At 71.7% G+C, this 17,417-nt stretch carries 18 protein-coding genes; 10 read left to right on the top strand and 8 right to left on the bottom strand.

Annotated features, from left to right (window positions below):
* The first annotated feature begins 41 nt into the window (after positions 1 to 41).
* Positions 42 to 452 (top strand): hypothetical protein, encoded by a 411-nt coding sequence (locus tag ACFOY6_RS05175; RefSeq protein WP_379633302.1) that lies wholly within the window; start codon positions 42 to 44, stop codon positions 450 to 452.
* A 10-nt stretch (positions 453 to 462) separates the two neighbouring features.
* Positions 463 to 894 carry a secondary thiamine-phosphate synthase enzyme YjbQ gene (locus tag ACFOY6_RS05170; RefSeq protein ID WP_109516175.1) on the top strand — a complete coding sequence of 144 codons (432 nt, stop codon included), beginning with the start codon at positions 463 to 465 and terminating at the stop codon, positions 892 to 894.
* A gap of 10 nt (positions 895 to 904) precedes the next feature.
* Here ACFOY6_RS05170 and ACFOY6_RS05165 read toward each other — a convergent pair whose 3' ends face one another.
* On the bottom strand, positions 905 to 1,327 hold the full coding sequence (locus ACFOY6_RS05165) for a DUF4112 domain-containing protein (RefSeq protein WP_379633304.1): 423 nt from the start codon (positions 1,325 to 1,327) through the stop codon (positions 905 to 907).
* Positions 1,328 to 1,528: 201 nt separating this feature from the next.
* Here ACFOY6_RS05165 and ACFOY6_RS05160 point away from each other — a divergent pair, with 201 nt between their 5' ends.
* The gene (locus ACFOY6_RS05160) at positions 1,529 to 2,002 is read left to right on the top strand and encodes a hypothetical protein (RefSeq protein ID WP_379633306.1); all 474 of its coding nucleotides are present in this window, start codon (positions 1,529 to 1,531) and stop codon (positions 2,000 to 2,002) included.
* A 2-nt stretch (positions 2,003 to 2,004) separates the two neighbouring features.
* The gene (locus tag ACFOY6_RS05155; RefSeq protein WP_379649329.1) at positions 2,005 to 2,136 is read left to right on the top strand and encodes a hypothetical protein; all 132 of its coding nucleotides are present in this window, start codon (positions 2,005 to 2,007) and stop codon (positions 2,134 to 2,136) included.
* Between the two features lie 8 nt (positions 2,137 to 2,144).
* Here ACFOY6_RS05155 and ACFOY6_RS05150 read toward each other — a convergent pair whose 3' ends face one another.
* From ACFOY6_RS05150 to ACFOY6_RS05135, 4 genes are all read right to left on the bottom strand, one after another.
* The gene (locus ACFOY6_RS05150) at positions 2,145 to 2,348 is read right to left on the bottom strand and encodes a hypothetical protein (RefSeq protein WP_379633307.1); all 204 of its coding nucleotides are present in this window, start codon (positions 2,346 to 2,348) and stop codon (positions 2,145 to 2,147) included.
* Positions 2,349 to 2,493: 145 nt separating this feature from the next.
* Complete coding sequence (locus ACFOY6_RS05145) at positions 2,494 to 3,813, bottom strand: TRAP transporter large permease (protein WP_379649327.1); 1,320 nt, start codon at positions 3,811 to 3,813, stop codon at positions 2,494 to 2,496.
* Positions 3,810 to 4,316: a TRAP transporter small permease gene (locus ACFOY6_RS05140; protein WP_379649325.1), complete on the bottom strand. Its 507-nt coding sequence runs from the start codon at positions 4,314 to 4,316 to the stop codon at positions 3,810 to 3,812. The genes ACFOY6_RS05145 and ACFOY6_RS05140 overlap by 4 nt, the downstream gene beginning before the upstream one ends.
* Positions 4,317 to 4,359: 43 nt before the next feature.
* The gene (locus ACFOY6_RS05135) at positions 4,360 to 5,364 is read right to left on the bottom strand and encodes a TRAP transporter substrate-binding protein (RefSeq protein WP_379649323.1); all 1,005 of its coding nucleotides are present in this window, start codon (positions 5,362 to 5,364) and stop codon (positions 4,360 to 4,362) included.
* Between the two features lie 280 nt (positions 5,365 to 5,644).
* Here ACFOY6_RS05135 and ACFOY6_RS05130 point away from each other — a divergent pair, with 280 nt between their 5' ends.
* Positions 5,645 to 7,582 carry a sensor domain-containing diguanylate cyclase gene (locus ACFOY6_RS05130; RefSeq protein WP_379649321.1) on the top strand — a complete coding sequence of 646 codons (1,938 nt, stop codon included), beginning with the start codon at positions 5,645 to 5,647 and terminating at the stop codon, positions 7,580 to 7,582.
* 48 nt (positions 7,583 to 7,630) lie between these two features.
* On the opposite strand, the gene ACFOY6_RS05125 is transcribed toward ACFOY6_RS05130, so the two are convergent.
* A complete protein-coding gene (locus ACFOY6_RS05125) occupies positions 7,631 to 8,635 on the bottom strand; it encodes a 2-hydroxyacid dehydrogenase (RefSeq protein ID WP_379649319.1) in 1,005 nt (334 codons plus the stop codon).
* Between the two features lie 244 nt (positions 8,636 to 8,879).
* Between ACFOY6_RS05125 and ACFOY6_RS05120 the strand changes: the two genes are divergently transcribed.
* Positions 8,880 to 10,073, top strand: a complete 1,194-nt coding sequence (locus tag ACFOY6_RS05120; RefSeq protein ID WP_379649317.1) for an MFS transporter — start codon at positions 8,880 to 8,882, stop codon at positions 10,071 to 10,073.
* Positions 10,074 to 10,090: 17 nt separating this feature from the next.
* Here the strand turns inward: ACFOY6_RS05120 and ACFOY6_RS05115 are convergent, their stop codons facing one another.
* Entirely contained in the window at positions 10,091 to 10,993 is a 903-nt protein-coding gene (locus ACFOY6_RS05115; protein ID WP_379649315.1) for a DMT family transporter, read from the bottom strand.
* A gap of 198 nt (positions 10,994 to 11,191) precedes the next feature.
* Between ACFOY6_RS05115 and ACFOY6_RS05110 the strand changes: the two genes are divergently transcribed.
* The 4 genes from ACFOY6_RS05110 (at position 11,192) to ACFOY6_RS05095 (ending at position 16,117) form a co-directional block, all read left to right on the top strand.
* Positions 11,192 to 12,427 carry an ABC transporter substrate-binding protein gene (locus ACFOY6_RS05110; protein ID WP_379633319.1) on the top strand — a complete coding sequence of 412 codons (1,236 nt, stop codon included), beginning with the start codon at positions 11,192 to 11,194 and terminating at the stop codon, positions 12,425 to 12,427.
* Between the two features lie 214 nt (positions 12,428 to 12,641).
* A complete protein-coding gene (locus tag ACFOY6_RS05105; RefSeq protein WP_379633321.1) occupies positions 12,642 to 14,210 on the top strand; it encodes an ABC transporter substrate-binding protein in 1,569 nt (522 codons plus the stop codon).
* A gap of 3 nt (positions 14,211 to 14,213) precedes the next feature.
* The gene (otnK, locus tag ACFOY6_RS05100) at positions 14,214 to 15,467 is read left to right on the top strand and encodes a 3-oxo-tetronate kinase (RefSeq protein ID WP_379649313.1); all 1,254 of its coding nucleotides are present in this window, start codon (positions 14,214 to 14,216) and stop codon (positions 15,465 to 15,467) included.
* Positions 15,464 to 16,117 carry a class II aldolase/adducin family protein gene (locus ACFOY6_RS05095; protein WP_379649311.1) on the top strand — a complete coding sequence of 218 codons (654 nt, stop codon included), beginning with the start codon at positions 15,464 to 15,466 and terminating at the stop codon, positions 16,115 to 16,117. The genes otnK and ACFOY6_RS05095 overlap by 4 nt, the downstream gene beginning before the upstream one ends.
* An 8-nt stretch (positions 16,118 to 16,125) precedes the next feature.
* On the opposite strand, the gene ACFOY6_RS05090 is transcribed toward ACFOY6_RS05095, so the two are convergent.
* A complete protein-coding gene (locus tag ACFOY6_RS05090; RefSeq protein WP_379649309.1) occupies positions 16,126 to 17,373 on the bottom strand; it encodes an aminotransferase class III-fold pyridoxal phosphate-dependent enzyme in 1,248 nt (415 codons plus the stop codon).
* Positions 17,374 to 17,417: the final 44 nt, after the last annotated feature.

Here is a 17,417-nt window from a genome sequence, read left to right as displayed (position 1 = left end):
CCTCTCTCGCCTTCCGGCGCGTGGCGGGTATAGCGGAAGACATGATCCAGCCTCGCACCGCCCCCGCCGCACCGCCGCATCGCCGGCTGGCGGCCGCCATCGCCGAGCTGCACCGCAGCCTGCTGAACGCCCAGGCCTCCGGCTCCGCCGCGGCCGGCAATCCCTATGCCCTGCTGCAAGCGGTGATGCACGACCCCGCCTTCCTCTGGCTGCGCCGGCTGAGTGACCTGATCCTGGCCATCGACGAGGCCGGCGCGAAGGGCGCCACCCCTTCGCCGGAGGCGATGCAGGGCTTCCTGTCCCGCGCCACCGGCCTGGTGGAGGAGGGCGATGGCGAGGCGGCGGAGATCCGGCAGAAGATGGGCGGCTTCCTGCTGCGCCCGGACGTGGCCGCCGCGCATGCGAAGCTGCGGGCCGTGCTGGCCGAGCTGCGCGCCCAGCGGCCGCACTGAGCCGCGCGCCATGCGGCAGCACAGCCACCGCCTGGAGGTCGCCACCCGCGGGCGCGGCCTGCGCGACATCACCGCGCCGCTCTGCGGCTGGGTGGCGGAATGCGGCATCGGCACCGGCCTGCTGACAATCTGGTGCCGCCATACCTCCGCCTCGCTGCTGGTGCAGGAAAATGCCTCGCCCGAGGTGCTGCAGGACCTGGAGGATTTCCTCGGCCGCCTGGTGCCGGATGGCGATGCCATGGCCTACCGGCATGACGAGGAGGGGCCGGACGACATGCCCGCCCATCTGCGGGCCGTGCTGACCCAGACGCAGCTTTCCATCCCCGTGCTGGAGGGGAAGCCGGTGCTGGGCCGCTGGCAGGCCGTCTATCTCTGCGAGCACCGCACCCGGCCGCACCGGCGGGAGCTGGTGCTGCACCTGCTGGGCACCCCCGCCGGCTGACGGCCGGGCCTCAGCCCGGCGGCAAGCGGCGCGGTGGCGGCCTGTCCGGCGAGGGCATGTCCAGCGGGGGGCTGTCGAGCGGGCGGTCCAGGTGCTCGCGCAGCAGCCGCATGTTGCGCAGATTGGCGCGGTAGAACACGTCCCCCGCCCAGCCGACCACCGGCACCGCGCTGATCAGCGTGTCGAGGCCGAGATGGCCCAGCATCCGCAGCAGCGTGGGCAACGGCACGCCGAGCCGCCGCGCCTCCCACAGCAGGTAGACCGACACCCCCTTGGAGGCCAGCAAACCCAGGCCGGGCACCAGATTCAGCACCGGATCGGCGCCGAAGCGGATGTTGGTGAGGGGAAGGCGCCAGCGGCTGTCCAGCAGGCGGGCGACGGCCTCCAGGCGGCGGCGGGTGGCATCGGTGTCGGCGTCTGTGCGAGGTGGCATGGCAGGGGCCTTGGCAGCGTCTGGAGAGGGAACGCGGGGGCAGGGCAGGCGTTCCGTCCCCTCCCGCCGGTGGCGATGCACGCCGGGGCTGTGGCGGAGTGCGCTGCCACCCCTTTCCCGCGTGCGTGATCGTTCGAACAAAAGAAGAACATTGCCCCGCTCCCGACCGCATGGCACACCAAGGCAGGACGGGAGGAGGGCATGGAAAATCTGGCGCGCTGGACCCTGGCCCAGACTTTTGGACTGCTGGGCACACTGGCGGTGATCTTCCGCGACAATTACCGCTCTCCCCTGCCGGTGCTGGAGCTGGGCGAAATGCTCGTGCGCTTCGGCCCGCAGGCCTCGGCGCTGGGGCTGCTGCTGGCGCTGTGGCCGGTCTCGGACCTGGTGTTCCGCGCCTGCGCACCGGACCGTGCCTGGCAGTGCGCGGGGGCCTTCAACCGCTGGGCGGTGGCGCTGCTGCTGTTCTTCCTCTGCGCCCATGCGGCGGTGCTGGGGCTGGTGGCGATGTCGGACCCCGCCCTGCTGGCGCGCGCCGTGCGCCCGGCGCTGCGGAGCGCCTATGGGGCGGCGCTGCTGGCCACCGCGCTGCTGTCCCTGGCTTATGTGCTGAGGCTGGAATTCACACTGTGGAAGGCGCATGATCAGGCGATGAGGAACGATCGCCAAGGCTGAGCATGGGGGGGCAGGACATCCTCGCCGCCCTGATCTGGGGTGCCAGCCTGCTCGGTATCGGGCTGGGCGGCTACGGGGTGGCGCGCTACGGGCTGGGCCTCTGGCGTATCTCGCGCGGCCGCCGCCGGCGCTGAGGCGCGCCTCAGTCCCGCCGCCGCCGGCCGATCAGCCGCGCCACCAGCATCAGCATGCCACCGGCGACGATGAGGCCGGCCGTGCCCGGGCTTTGCTCCACCGTCTCCATCAGCATGGCCGGGATCCAGAGCAGGGTGTCCCAGCCCAGCACATGAGCGGCGATGCCCAGCGCCACCAGCAGGCTGCCCAGAAACCAGAGCTGTGACGCCATCCGTCCGTGTTCCGCCTGATCCGTGCGGCGGCCGGCCGGCACCATGCCGGGCCGTGCCGTGCCGCCTGAAGGGCGGAGATCGTGCTTCGCGGCCCCGCCGGCAAGGGGGGCGGCGGGGAGGGGGCGCGGCGGCCCCCTCCCGGATTCAGTTGAGGAATTCCGGCGAGACCAGGCTCGGCAGGAACAGCACCAGCCCGGGCCAGGCGATGATCAGCAGCAGCACCGCCAGCATCGGCATCAGCATGATGAAGGTGTCCTTCAGCGCATCTGCCATGCGCATCCCCGCCACCGAGCAGGCGATCATCAGGCAGAGGCCATAGGGCGGCGTGACCAGCCCGAAGGCCAGCGAGACGATGCCGATCATGGCAAACTGCACCGGGTCGATGCCGACCGAGACGGTGAGCGGCTGCAGGATGCTGCCGACGATGATGATGGCCGGGATGGCATCGAGGAAGCACCCCGTGATCAGGAACACCGCGGCGATGAACAGGCCCACCCCGAGCGGCCCCATGCCCCAGGCCTCGACGCCGGCCAGCAGCACCTTCGGGATCTCGTAATAGGCCAGCAGCCAGCCGAAGGCGCTGGCGGTGCCGACGCAGAACAGCGCCACGGCCGCCAGCCGCCCGGAATCGAGCAGCGCCGCCCACAGCCCCTTCATGTCCATCTCGCGGTAGACCAGCAGCGAGAGGGCGCCGGCGTAGAGCACCGCAATGCAGGCGGATTCCGTGGCGGTGAACCAGCCGAACAGCTTGCCGCCGATGATGATGAAGGGCGTGGTGAGCGCCGGCAGCGCCACGAACAGCGCCACGCCCAGCTCCCGCAGGGTGGAGCGCGGATAGGTCGGGTAGCCGCGCAGCTTGGCGTAGGTGTGCACCGTGGCCATCTGCACCCCCGCGATCAGCAGCCCCGGCACCACGCCCGCCAGGAACAGCGCGCCGATCGAGACGCTGAGCACGCCGCCCCAGACGATCATCAGGATCGAGGGCGGGATGATGACGGCGAGCACCGCCGAGACGGCGGTGATGGCGACGGAGAAGCTGTCGTCATACCCCTCCTTGCGCTGCGCCTCGATGAAGATCTTGCCCTGGCTGGCGGCATCGGCGGTGGAGCTGCCGGAGATGCCGGCGAAGAAGAAGGAGAGCACCACGTTGATCTGCGCCAGCCCGCCGGGGAAGTGCCCGACCAGCGCCCGCGCCAGCCGCATCAGCCGGTCGGTGATGCCGCCGACATTCATCAGGTTGGCGGTGAGCAGGAAGAAGGGCACCGCCAGCAGGATGAAGCTGTTGTAGGCGTTGAAGGTCTCCTGCACCATCAGCGCGGGGGAGAGGTGCGGCTCGATCAGCATGATCGGCAGGCAGGCGAGGCCGAGGCAGAAGGCCACCGGCACGCGCAGCGCCATCAGCCCGAAGAACACCCCGAACATCAGCGCCGCCGCCGTGCCGGAGGAGAGGACGGCCCCGTTCATGCGTCCCGCCTCCGCAGCAGCAGCGCCGCGTCGGCCATGCGCAGCCCCATGAACAGCAGCCAGGAAGCACCGGCCACCGGCCAGGCCATATGGATCAGCCAGAGCGGCAACTCCGCCATCTCGCTGATGCGGTAGAAGGCGAACTCGGTGAACTCCCAGCCCCAGACCAGGAACACCCCGGCCATCACCAGCACGAAGCTGCCGGAGACCAGCTCCATCAGCGCCGTCGCGCGCGGGGAGAGGACGGGGAACACGTCGACGATGAAGTGCGTGCCCTCGCGCACCGCCAGGATGGCGCCCAGCATCACCATCCAGACCAGCGCGAAGCGCGCCATCTCCTCCGTCCAGATGTAGTGCGGGATGACAGCGGTGTAGCGCGAGAACACCTGCAGCGTGACAGGGAACAGCAGCACCAGCACGCTGAGGCCGAGCAGCCCCCGCAGCAGCGCCGCATAGGCGTCGGCGAGGCGCCGCAGCGGCCCCGCCCGTTGTGGTTCAGTCATCGTTTCGTCCAGCTAAAGGGCTAGGGTCGCTGCGGCCTGTCCCTCAGCTCGTCACCTCGGCGATGCGGCGCAGGATGGCCTCCGCGTCGATCTCCTTGGCGTAGGTGGCCAGCACCGGCGACACCTTCTGCTGCAGCGCGTCGCGGTCGGTGAAGGGCACGCGCTTCAGCCGCCCCGCGGCTTCCAGCGCGGCGATCTTCTGCCCGTCCTCGGTGGATTCGATCTGCCGCCCATAGGCCGCGGCCTCCGGCCCGGCGCGGCGGATGGCCGCCTGCAGGTCGGCCGGCAGCCGCGCGAAGGTGACGGCGGAGAAGCAGAGCGGGCGGATGGTGATGGCGTGCTGCGTCATCGAGAGGTGCGGCGCCACCTCGTAGAAGCGCATCTGCTCGACGCCCGCCGCCTCGTTCTCGCCCGCCTCGATGACGTTGTTCTGGATGGCGTTGTAGACCTCGTTGTAGGCGATGACGGTGGGGGACATGCCGGCCGCGGCGAAGGTGCGGCTCCAGATCGGCGCGCCCTGCACCCGCACCTTCATGCCGCGCAGCGCCTCCAGGTTGCCGGCCGGGCGGCTGGCGAAGATGTTGCGCACGCCGCCGCCGGCATAGCCCACCAGCATCACCCGCGCCCGCTTCTCCACCTCCTCGGCGATCGGCTTCAGCATGTCCTGCTCCAGCACCTTGTTCCAGTGCGGCAGGTCGCGGAACAGGAAGGGCGCGTCGATGAAGGGTGCTGCGCGGGAGAAGGTGGACATGTGCGCCGGCGAGACGATGCCGTAATCCACCGCGCGGCCCTGCGCCATGTACTCGAAGTACTGCTTCTCCAGCCCCAGGCTGCTGTTCTTGTGCAGGATGAAGTTGATGGGCTTGCCGTAATACTGCTTCACCAGCTCCTCGAACCGGACGATGCAGCGGGTGAAGGCGTGCTCGTCGTTGAACTGCGACGCGCCGTTCAGGGTGATGGCCTGGGCCTGGGCCCGCCCGGTGATGGCGAAGCCCGTGACCCCCCCCGCGACTCCCAGCGTGGCGCCAAGCAGCGTCCTGCGATCCATGGTCGTTCTCCCATATTATCAGATGGCCATACGTCCGATGGCCTGCGACGCAGACTAGACCGGTGACAAAGGAAAACAAAACCGCAGAAATGCGGGGCTGGGCGTCCCGCGCCGGCCGCCCCGGCGCCGGGGCAGGGGCCGGCGGGCAAAATCGAGGCACCGGCCGCGGCCACGGGCGGGGGGAGCCGGTCTAGTCTGCGCCGGTCGCTCCCCGGGTTGTCGAGGCCGCACCTTGCGTCTGCTCCTGCCCTTCAAGGTCCAGGCTTCCAGGTTGCACGGCGTGGCCGGGAGCCTGCCCCTGCGCATGGCCGCCTTCGGCATGCTGGCCTGCCTGGCGCTGCTCGGGGTCGAGACCCTGAACAGCGTCCGCGCCCGTGCCGAGCAGCTGCAGAAGGCCGAGGCCTCGGTCACCAGCCTGGCCCGCGCGCTGGTGCAGCATGCCGATGACATGCTGAGCCTGGCGGATGTCATGCTGGTCAGCCTCGTGGAGACCGCCCGGAGCGAGGGCCTGCAGCTTCCGGCCCTCGGCCGGCTGAACCTGTTGCTGGAGCGACGGGCCACCATGCTGCAGCGGGGCCTGCGCTTCTCCATCCACGGCCCGGACGGCGCCCTGCTCGCCACGTCCCATCCCGGCGCCGATGCCGGCCCGGCGGAGCGCGACGAATTCCTCCACCAGGGTGCGGCGGGCGGCGGCGTGGCCTATCTGGGCCTGCCCGTGCGCGACCGCGCGTCGGGCGCGTGGATGCTCACCCTCTCGCGCCGGATCGAAGGCCCCGATGGCAGCCTGGCCGGGGTGGCCGTCGCCACCATCGAGACGGCCCATTTCGTCGCGCACTACGCGTGGCTCGGCCTGGGGCCGCAGAGCACCGTCGCCCTGTTCCGCGACGACGGCACCGTGCTGGTCCGCCATCCGCCGCACGACGACCTGATCGGCCGCCGCAGGCTGCGGCAGGACATCCTGCAATCCGGGAAGGACGGGCCGGAGAAGCCGGACCGCTACATCTCGCCGGTCGACGGCGTGAAGCGCATCGGCGCCTTCCACCGGGCCGAGAACCATCCGATCCTGCTGGTGGTCTCGCTCTCCGTCGAGAACGTGCTGACGGGCTGGCGGAACGATCTGGCGAAGCGGGCCATGATCACCGGCGGGCTGATCCTGCTGCTCGCCTTTCTCGGCGTCCGGCTGACCCGCAGCGCCCTGGAGCGGCACCGTGTGGCCCAGGCCCTGGCGGAAAGCGAGGCCAGCTTCCGGTCGCTGGCGGAGAATTCGAGCGATGTGGCGATGCGGGTCGATATGCAGTGCATCATCCGCTATGTCTCGCCGGGCATCCAGCCCTGGCTGGGCTGGCAGCCGCAGCAGATCGCCGGGCAGTTCATGCCCAACCTCGTGGCCGCCGAGGACCGCGGCACCATACAGGCCACACTGCTGCGGATGGTCTCGGAGGGGCTGCCGCCAACCCGGCACACCCTCCGCCTGCACCGGCGCGACGGTGCGCTGGTCTGGGCCGAACTGGCGCTGCACCCCATGCGCGACCCCCGCACCGGCCGGCCCGACGGCGCCGTGATCGTCGCCCGGGACATCGGCGAGCACAAGGCGCGGGAGGCGCAGCTGCATCGGTTGGCCAGCACCGACGGCCTGACCGGCCTCGCCAACCGCCGGGCCTTCGACGAGACGCTGGAGCGCGAGTGGCGGCGCATGGTGCGCGGCGACGGCGCCCTGTCGCTCCTGCTGCTGGACGTGGACCGCTTCAAGCCGTTCAACGACCGCCATGGCCATCCGCAGGGCGATTGCTGCCTGAAGGCGGTGGCGGACGCGCTGTCCACCCTGGCGCGCCGCCCGGCCGACCTCGCCGCACGCTATGGCGGGGAGGAGATGGTGCTCCTCCTGCCGGACACGGACAGCGCCGGCGCGGCCCGCATGGCCGAGGCGGCGCGCGCCGCCATCGAGGGGCTGCAATGGCCGCATGAGGACAACACGCCGTTCCGGGTGGTGACGGTCAGCATCGGCGTTGCCACGGCCAGCCATGGCAGCGGCCTGATGGCCGCCGAGCAACTGGTCAAGGCGGCGGACGGCGCCCTCTACCACGCCAAGCGGAATGGCCGGAATCGCATCGTCCTGGCCGAGGCGCTGGCGGAGCGGCCGGCCCTGCCGGCGGGCGGGATGGAAGACTGGCCGCCCCCCACCCGGGCCGGGCAGCCCGGCCAGCCGGAGCGCGGCTGAGCCGGGCATGCGAGGCCGGGCATGCGAGGCCGGGCCGCCGCCCGCGGATCAGGCCGGCGGCGCGACCGCGTGGACGGGCCTGCCGGTCGCCGCGAAGCTGGACAGGTTCTCCAGCGTGGTGTGGGCGATGGCCTGCATCGCCTCGGCGGTGAAGAAGGCCTGGTGGCCGGTGATCAGCACGTTCGGGAAGGTGAGCAGCCGGGCGAAGACATCGTCCTGCAGGATCTGGTCCGACAGATCCTCGAAGAACAGGTCGCTCTCCTCCTCGTACACGTCGAGGCCCAGATGGCCGATCGCCCCGTTCTTCAGCCCCTCGATCAGCGCCCGCGCATCGACCAGCGCGCCGCGCCCCGTGTTGATGAGCATGACGCCATGCTTCATGCGGGCGATGGCCGCATGGTCGATCAGGTGGCGGGTGTCCGGCGTCAGCGGGCAGTGCAGCGACACGATGTCGGACTCCGCCAGCAGCGTCTCGAGCGGCGCCACCGTCGCGCCGATCGCCGCCAGCTCGGGGGAGGGGTAGGGGTCGTGCACCAGCACGCGGCAGCCGAATCCGGCCATGATCCGCGCGACGGCGAGGCCGATCTTGCCGGCCCCGACGATGCCGGCCGTGCGGCCGCGAAGGTCGAAGCCCAGCAGCCCCTCCAGCGCGAAGTTCCCCTCCCGCACCCGCGCATAGGCGCGGTGGATCTTGCGGTTGAGCGATAGGATCAGCGCCACGGTGTGCTCGGCCACGGCATGCGGCGAATAGGCCGGCACGCGCGCCACGGCGAGGCCGAGCGAAGCGGCCGCGGCGAGGTCGACATGGTTGAACCCGGCGCTGCGCAGCGCGACCAGCCTTGTGCCGCCGGAGGCCAGGGCTTCCAGCGCCGGGCGGTCCAGCTCGTCATTGACGAAGGCGCACACGGCCTCGGCGCCGGCCGCGAGGGTGGCGCTGTCGCGCGTCAGCCGCGCCTCCAGGTAGCGCAGCGCGTGGGGCTGGCCTGCCGCCGCATTGGCGGCGTCGAGGAACCGGCGGTCATAGGATTTGGTGCTGAAGACCGCGACCTGCATGGTGTCCTCCGTCTTGCCGGGATGGCGGGCACAGCGTCGCAAATCCGGCGGCCCGGCGCACCCCTTCTGCGCCGGGCGGGGGAGGCCTAGGCCGCTCCGGCTGCGCGCGGTATCTCGTCAGACGGCCATGGGCGAGGGCCGCCGGCGGAACAGCCGCCCTGCGGCGGGCCGACAGGGAGTGAAAACGATCTTGAGAATGCCGCTATGGGCCAGCGCCCTTGCCGCGACGCTGATTGTCCAGACCGTGAGCTCCTTCGCCAGCCTTGTCGTTCCGCTGCTCGGCCCGCCCCTCATGGCCCGCGCCGGCCTGCCGCCGGAGAGCATCGGCCTCGTCTCCGCCATGACCTCGGTCGGCATCTGCTGGAGCCTGGCCTGTGGCGGGCCGATGCTCGGCCATCACGGGCCGGTCCGGACGTTGCAGATCGGCCTCGCCTGCATGGTGGCCGGGCTGTTCGTGCTGTCGCAGCCGCTCGGCCTGCTGGGGCTGCTGGGTGCCCTGGCGATCGGGTTCGGCCTGGGGCCGAACACGCCGGCGGGCAGCCAGATCCTGATGCGCACGGCTCCGCCCCGGCACCGCACGCTGATCTTCTCGATCAAGCAGGCGGGCGTTCCGTTGGGCGGCGCGCTGGCCGGGCTGGTGGTGGCGCCCCTGGTGCTGCGGTACGGGCTGCCCGCCACCCTGGGCGTCGTCATCGGCGTGATCCTGCTCACTCTCCTGGTGGTGCAGCCCTTCCGCCGCCGGCTGGACGAGCCGCGTGGCGCGGGGCATCCGGGCTGGGCGCGCGCGCTGGTCTCCCCGGCGGGGATGCTCGGCTCCATCGGCGTGCTGCGCGCGCATTCCTCCCTGCCGATGCTGACGGCCCTGGGCGCCTCCTTCTCGATGACGCAGTCCTGCCTGACGGCCTTCACCGCGACCTACGCGGTGACCCGCCACGGCGCCTCCCTGGCCGAGGCCGGGCTGATCGTCGCCCTGATGCAGGGGGCCAGCATGGTGGGGCGGATCGTCATGGGCTGGGTGGCGGACCGCATGGGGCAGGCGATGCGGCTGCTGGTCCTGCAGGCCGGGGCCTCCGCCCTGGCGGTGGGGCTGCTGGTCGTGGCCGGCGGCCAGGGCGCCTGGGCGCTGTATGGCTGCGCGGCACTGGCGGGGCTGACCGCCATCGGCTGGAACGGCGTGCACATCGCGGAGCTGGCCCGCGTCGCGCCCCTGCACCAGGTGAGCGACGTGACCTCCGCCGCCAGCCTCTTCGGCTTCATCGGGTCGATCTTCGGGCCGCTGCTCTTCACCCTGCTGGTCAGCTGGAGCGGCAGCTATGGCCTGGCGTTCCTCTTCATGGCGGTCCAGCTCGCGGGCTTCGGGCTCGCTGGCGCCGCCTTCCTCTGGCGGGGTGCGGGCGGGCATGGCGCAGGCGGGCGGGCGGACGACGAGGCCCGCTGAGGGCCCGCGCGTTTCCCTCAGCCCGGGCCCGCCTCGTGGCGCAACTGCTGCTCCCGCAGGAAGATGAAGAGGCCAGCGCCGATGATGATGGCGGCCCCGGCCAGGGTTAGCGGCCCGATCACCTCGCCGAAGAAGAGGTAGCCGAACAGCATGCCCCACAGGATCAGCGTGTACTGGTAGGGCACCACCACTGAGGCCGGCGCCATCCGCAACGCCTGGTTCACGCAGAGATTGCCGGCGAGCGAGCCGATGCCGAGGAACAGCATCAGCACCAGGTCGATGGCGCCGGGCGGCGTCCAGCCCTGTGCCAGCACCAGCACGGCGCCGAAGAGCAGGGCGGCCAACAGCTGCGCCGTCATCAGCACCGTGCCGCGCGTGCCGGCCAGCTTGCGGGTGGCGACCAGGAAGCAGGCATAGCTGAAGCTGCCCGCCAGGGCGCAGGCCGCGCCGAGGGAGAGCGAGTCCGGCGAGGGATGCAGCGCCAGCACCACGCCGCCGAAGCCCACCGTCACGGCCGTCCACCGGCGCCAGCCCACCCGCTCGCCCAGCAGGAAGGGGGAGAGGGCGGTCACGTAGATCGGGCCGGCCATGTAGTAGGTCATGACCTCCGCGAGCGGCAGCGCGACGAGGGCCCAGAAGAACAGCGAGGTCTCCAGCGTCGAGAACAGCACGCGGAGCAGCTGCAGCCCGGGCCGCGGCGGCCGCAGGAAGGCGTGCGGACCGGTGCGGTAAATGAAGGGCGCCATGACGCAGAGCCCGGCGATGCTGCGCACCAGCAGCAGCTGGCCGACCGTGTAGGCCCCCACCAGCCATTTGCCCAGCGTGTCGTTGACGGCGAAGAGCAGCACGCCCAGCAGCATCATGGCGATGCCGCCGGCGGCGCCCGTGGGCATCAGGCCCAGGCGCAGGAATGCGGACACGGCGATAGACCCAACCCCTTGTGGCGCTTCTCGCCCGGAATGGGGGGCGCCGCCCCGCAGCAGTAGCCAGAGCCGGCCGCGCTGCAAAGGCCGCGCCGCGCGAGGGGCGCCGGCAGGCTTGCGCCGGGCCGCCCGCTATCCGCATCATGCGGCGCAAGCGCCCGCGCCATGACGGGCGGCATGGAGGATCGGATGAGGATGTTCACCCGCCGCGGCCTGATGGCCGCCAGCGCCACCCTGCCTGCGCTTTCCGCCCTGCCGGCGCGGCCCCGCGCCCAGGGCGCCGCGCCGACGCTGCGTATCGGCGTGCTGGCCGATTTCTCCGGCCCCTACCGGGATACCTCCGGCCCCACCTCGGTGGTCTGCGCGCGGCAGGCGGTGGCGGATCTCGGCCTGGATACGCGTGGCATCAAGGTGGAGATCCTGCAGGCCGACCACCAGAACAAGGCCGATGTGGGCCTTGGCATCGCGCGCCGCTGGTTCGACCAGGACGGGGTGGATGCGATCACGGAGGTGAACAACAGCGCGGTCGCCCTCGCCGTGGCCAACCTGGCGCAGGAGAAGGACAAGGTGGTGCTGGCCTCCGGCCCGGCCAGCGCCGTGCTGACGGGCGAGCGCTGCACCAGCAACCTGGTGCACTGGACCTACGACACCTGGATGTGCGCCAACGTGGTGGGCAAGGCCTCGGTCCGGGCGGGCAACGACAGCTTCTTCTTCCTGACCGCCGACTACAGCTTCGGCCACCAGCTCGAGCGCGACACCACGGCGGCGGTGCAGGGCGCCGGCGGCAAGGTGCTGGGCGGCGTGCGCTTTCCCTTCCCCGGCACCGCCGACTTCTCCTCCTTCCTGGTGCAGGCGCAGAGCTCGCGCGCCAAGGTGGTCGCCATGGCCACGGCCGGCGCGGACACGGTGAACTGCATGAAGCAGGCGCAGGAATTCGGCCTGACGCGGCGGCAGAAGATGCTCGCCCTGATCGCCTTCATTTGCGACATCCACGCCATGGGCCTGCCCGCCGCGCAGGGCCTGCTGCTGAACGAGACCTTCTACTGGGACCTGAACGACCGCACCCGCGCCTTCCTCGGCCGCGTGCGCGACAAGACGCCCACCAACTGGCCCAACCAGGAGCATGCCGGCACCTATTCCGCCGTGCTGCACTACCTGAAGGCCGTGGCCGATATGGGCCCCGACGCGGCGCGCGCCTCCGGCCGGGCTGTGGTGGAGCGGATGAAGGCCATGCCCACCGATGACGATTGCTTCGGCCCCGGGACGCTGCGCGCCGATGGGCGCAAGATCCATCCGGCGCATCTGTTCGAGGTGAAGCGCCCGGAGGAGAGCCGGGGGCCGTGGGATTACTACAAGCTCGTCGGCACTGTGCCGGCGGCGGAAGCCTTCCGCCCGATGGGCGAGGGCAACTGCCCGCTCGTCCGCAGCTGAAGGACATCGCGGGTGCCCTGGCGCCGGGTCCGGCGCGGGGCGGAAGATCCCCGACAGGCCCGGCGGCACGGCCGCCGGGATGCCTGAACAGGCACCCGGGCCTGATGGCCGCATCCCGATATATCATATCTTGCACGGGAAGACCGATGGCCTAGGATGTTCCGCGAGCGGGCCAGAACAGCCGACAAGCCGCTCCGGCAGACAGGAGGCGCCCATGGTCGATCCGAACATTTCCCGCCGTGCCCTGCTCGCGGCCGGAGCCCTTGCCGTGCCGGCGGTCCTCGGCACGCCACGCCCGGCGCGGGCGGCCGGCGCCATCACCGTGATGCTGGAATCCGAGGTGGTGGTGCTGGACCCGCACGCGACCACCGCCGCCATTACCCGCAGCTTCGGCTACCACGTGTTCGACACGCTGTTCGCGCAGGATTCCAAGGGGACGATCCGGCCGCAGATGGCGGAAGGGCACGAGGTCTCGGCCGATGGGCTGGAATGGCGCTTCACCCTGCGGGACGGGCTCGCCTTCCATGACGGTGCGCCGGTCACGGCCGCCGATTGCGTCGCCTCGCTGCGCCGCTGGACGGTGCGCGACAGCCTCGGCCGCATGCTGCTGGCGGCGATGCGGGAGATGCGGGCGGAGGATGCGCGCCGCTTCTCCATCGCGCTGAAGGAGCCGTTCCCGCTGATGCTGGAGGTGTTGGGCAAGCCCAACGCGCCGGTGCCCTTCATCATGCCCGCGCGCATCCTGCCCGAGGGCGACGCGCGCATCACCGAGATCACCGGCTCCGGCCCCTTCAGCTTCGTGCGCGAGCAGTGGCGCACCGGCGACCGCATGGTGCTGCGGCGCAACGCGCGCTACGTGCCGCGCGACGAGCCGGCCGATTTCCTGGCGGGCGGCAAGGTGGTGAAGCTCGACGAGCTGGTGCTCAAGACCATGCCGGACGACACCACCGGCGTGAATGCGCTGATCGCCGGCGAGATCGACTACATGCAGTACCTTCCCTTCGACTTCCTCGGCGTCCTCGGCCGCAACCGGGATCTGCGGCTGATGGAGCTGAAGGGCATCGACATGTTCCAGGGCAATTTCCGCCTCAACCACGCCAGCGGCCCCTTCGCCGACCCCGCGGTGCGCCAGGTGATGTGGAAGCTGGTGGACCAGAAGCAGGTGCTGGACGCCATCGGCATCCCGCCGCGGTTCCGGGTGGAGAACTGCCGCTCCTTCTGGATGTGCGACGCGCCGCTGGAGACCGCCGCCGGCAGCGATGTGGCGCGCTTCGACCCGGAGGCCGCGAAGCAGGCGCTGGCCCGCACCGGCTACAAGGGCGAGCCGGTGGTGATGCTGGAGGTCTCCGGCTCCATCTCGCAGACCGCCGGGCATGTGCTGGCCGAGAACATGAAGAAGGCCGGCTTCACCGTGGACGAGCAGGTGATGGACTGGGGCACGGTGCTGGCACGCCGCGCCAAGCCCGATGGCTGGAGCCTGTTCCCTGTCTACGCCAACGGCGTGGACATGGTCTCGCCGCTGAACCACTTCTATGTCGCCAACAACTGCGCCGACTATCCCGGCCGCAGCTGCGATGCGCGCATCACCGGCCTGCTGCGGGACTATGCCCGCGCGCCGGATCTCGCGGCGCGCCGGGTGGTGGCCGAGCGCATCCAGATCGCCGCCTACGAACTGGTGCCGAGCGTGATGTGGGGCCAGTTCTCGCGCCCCGCCGGCTACCGGGCGCGGCTGCGGAACATGATCCAGTCCAGCTTCCCGCTTTTCTGGCAGGTCGAGGTCTGACGCATGCTGCTGGGCGGGATCGCGGATGACCTGACGGGCGCGGTGGAGCTGGCCGGCATGCTGGCAGCGGGCGGGATGCGCGTGGCGCTGGTGCTGGACGACGCGCCGATCCCCTCCGGCCAGGATGCGGTGGTGGTGGCGCTGCCCTCCCGCGTCGCGCCGGTGGCGGAGGCACGCGATGGCTTCGCGCGCGCGGCCGATGCGCTGCTGGGCGCCGGGGCGCGGATGCTGTTCTTCAAATACTGCGCCACCTTCGATTCCACGCCCCAGGGCAATATCGGCCCCTGCGCGGACCTGCTGATGGAGCGGACGGGCGCGCCCTTCACCCTGTTCGCGCCCAGCTTCCCGGAGGCGGAGCGGCGGGTGTTCATGGGCCATCTCTTCGTGGGCGCCCAGCTCGTCTCCAACTCGCCCAAGCGCTTCGACCCGCTGACGCCGATGACCGAGCCGGATCTGGTGAAGGTGCTGGCGGCGCAGACGGCGCGGCGGGTCGGCCTGCTGCCGCTGCCGGTGGTCGCGCAAGGGGAGGCGGCGGTGGCGCGGCATGCGGCGGTGCTGCGGGAGGCCGGCCTCTCCTACGCCATCGCCGATGCCGCGACGGAGGAGGACCTCGCCACCCTGGCGCGGGCGAGCTGGGACTGGCCGCTGGCGACCGGCGGCTCCAACCTCGCCGCGCATTACCCGCCGATCTGGCGGGAGAAGGGGCTGCTCGCGCCCGCGGCCGCCCTGCCGCCCGCGCGGGCCGGCGGGCATGGCGTGGTGCTGGCCGGCAGCTGCTCGGACCGGACGCGGGAGCAGGTAGCGCATTTCGCCGGGCATCACCCGGTGTTGCGGATCGACCTGGCCCGGCTGGAGACGCCGGCGGCGGCGCTGCGCAAGGCGGCCGGCTGGGCCCTGCCGCGCCTGGAGCGGGGGCCGGTGTGCATCACCACCGCGGGCGATCCGGAGGCGGTCGCCGCCGCCCAGGCGCGCCTCGGGCGCGAGGGCGCGGCGCTGGCGGCGGTGCTGCTGCTGGGCGGGCTGGCGCTGGCGCTGGTCGCGGCGGGCGCCCGGCGCCTCCTGGTGGCGGGCGGCGAGACCTCGGGCGCGGTGATCCGCGCGCTGGGCATCGCCCGGCTTACGGTCGCGCCCTATGTCTCGCCGGGCATCGGGCTGTGCGCGGCGGAGGCGCCGGAGCCGCTGGCGCTCTGCCTCAAATCCGGCAAGCTGGGGCCGGTGGACATGTTCGGAACGGTGCTGGAGCGGATGCGCGCATGAACGGGGTGCGGCAGGCGCGCGAGGATGTCGCGCAGGGCTACCGGGAGCTGGGGCGGCTGGGGCTGAATTTCGGCAGCGCCGGCAATGTCTCGCGCCGTGTCGAGGGCGGCATGGTCATCACCCGCTCCGGCACCACGGTGGATGCCACGGCGGAGGCCGACACGGTGTGGATGTCTCTGGAGGGCGCGGCCCGGGATGACGCCGCGCCCTCCAGCGAATGGCCGATGCACGCCGCCATCCTGCGCGCCTTCCCCGAGGCGGGCAGCGTGGTGCACACCCATGCCGATGCCTGCACGGCGCTCGCCTGCCTGGGCGAGGGGCTGCCGGCCTTCCACTACATGGTGGCCGGCTTCGGCGGCGAGGATGTGCGCTGCGCCCCCTATGTCACCTTCGGCACGCCGGAGCTGGCGGTGGTGGCGGTCGAGGCGCTGCGCGGCCGCACCGCCTGCCTGCTCGGCAATCACGGGATGATCACGACGGGGCGCGACGTGAAGGCGGCCGTGGCCGCCGCGCTGCGGCTGGAGACGCTGGCCCGGCAATACCTGCTGGCGCGCTCGGCCGGCACGCCGCGCCTGCTGGACGCGGCGCAGATGCAGGCCACGCGGGAGCGCTACAAGACCTACGGCAGCGCCGCCCCCGCGCGGGGCTGAGCGCCGCCCTACAGCGCGGCGACGGCCCGGAAGCCGGCCTCCGCCGCTTCCAGCGCGCGGTCGATATCCGCCTCGGTGTGCGCGCAGGAGAGGAACATGTTGTGCCGGGGGTGGAAATACGCCCCGTGTCGCAGCGCCGTGGCGCAGAAGGCGTCGCCCTTCGCCCAGTCCGGGTCGTTGTCGAAGATCATCAGTGGCATCTGCGCCGGGCCGGTCTGGCGGACGGGCAGGGCGTACTGGCGCGAGAGCGCGTCCAGCCCGTTGCGCAGCCGCTCGCCCATGGCGCGCATGTAGGCCGGGCCGTCGATGCGGCGCAGCTCGGCGATGGTGGCGACGGCCGCGGCCATCGGCACCGCGCCGCACCAGAAGGAGCCGGTGGTGTAGACTTGCGTCGCCGCCTGGCGGAACCGCTCCCGCCCGGTGACGGCGGCGAGCGGATGGCCGTTGGCGATGGCCTTGCTGAAGGCGGAGAGATCCGGCCGCACGCCGAGCGGCTCCCAGGAGCCGGCGAGGTCGATGCGGAAGCCCGCGCGCACGTCGTCGAGGATCAGCGCGGCACCCGTCGCGTCGCACAGCGCGCGGAGGTGGCGGGCGAATTCCGGCGTCGGCAGCTCCTGGTGGCGGCCGAAATCATGCCGGAAGGCGGTGACGATGACGGCGGCGAGGTCGCCCTTCGCCGCCTCGGCCGCCGCGTCCAGGCTGGCCGTGTCGTTGTAGTCGAAGGTCAGGAGATGGGCGCGGTCCTCGGTGGTGACGCCGGCCAGGGAGGGCGAGCACCAGGGCACGGCGCCGTGGTAGGAGCCGCGCGCCACCAGCACCTTGCGCCGCCCCGTCTCGGCGCGGGCAATGGTGACGCAGGCGGTGGTGGCGTCCGTGCCGTTCTTGGCCAGCAGCGCCCAGTCGGCATGGGCGATGGTTTCCACCAGCAACTCGGCCAGCTCCACCAGCACGGGGGCGGGGCCGTTCATGCAGTCGCCCTGCGCGGCCTGGCGGCGGGCGGCCTCCTCCACCGCGGGGTTGCGGTGGCCGAGCACCATCGGGCCCCAGGAGCACATGAAGTCGATGTAGTCCCGCCCGTCGGCGTCGCGCAGGCGGCAGCCCTCGGCCGATGTGAAGTATTGCGGGTAGCCCTCCGGCAGCTTGGCCGCGTTGAGATGGCCCCAGAGGCCGCCGGGGATGACGGCCCGGGCGCGGGCGCGCAGGGCGGCATCGCGGGAGGCGGTGCCGGACTTCTCGGGCAGGAGGGCCTGCGACATGGACGGATCCTCGTCTTGATCCATTCGATATATCATATTTCTCC

The sequence above is a fragment of the Teichococcus aestuarii genome (assembly GCF_042651065.1).
Taxonomy (GTDB): domain Bacteria; phylum Pseudomonadota; class Alphaproteobacteria; order Acetobacterales; family Acetobacteraceae; genus Pseudoroseomonas; species Pseudoroseomonas aestuarii.
This window is presented reverse-complemented; position numbering and strand designations above follow the sequence as displayed.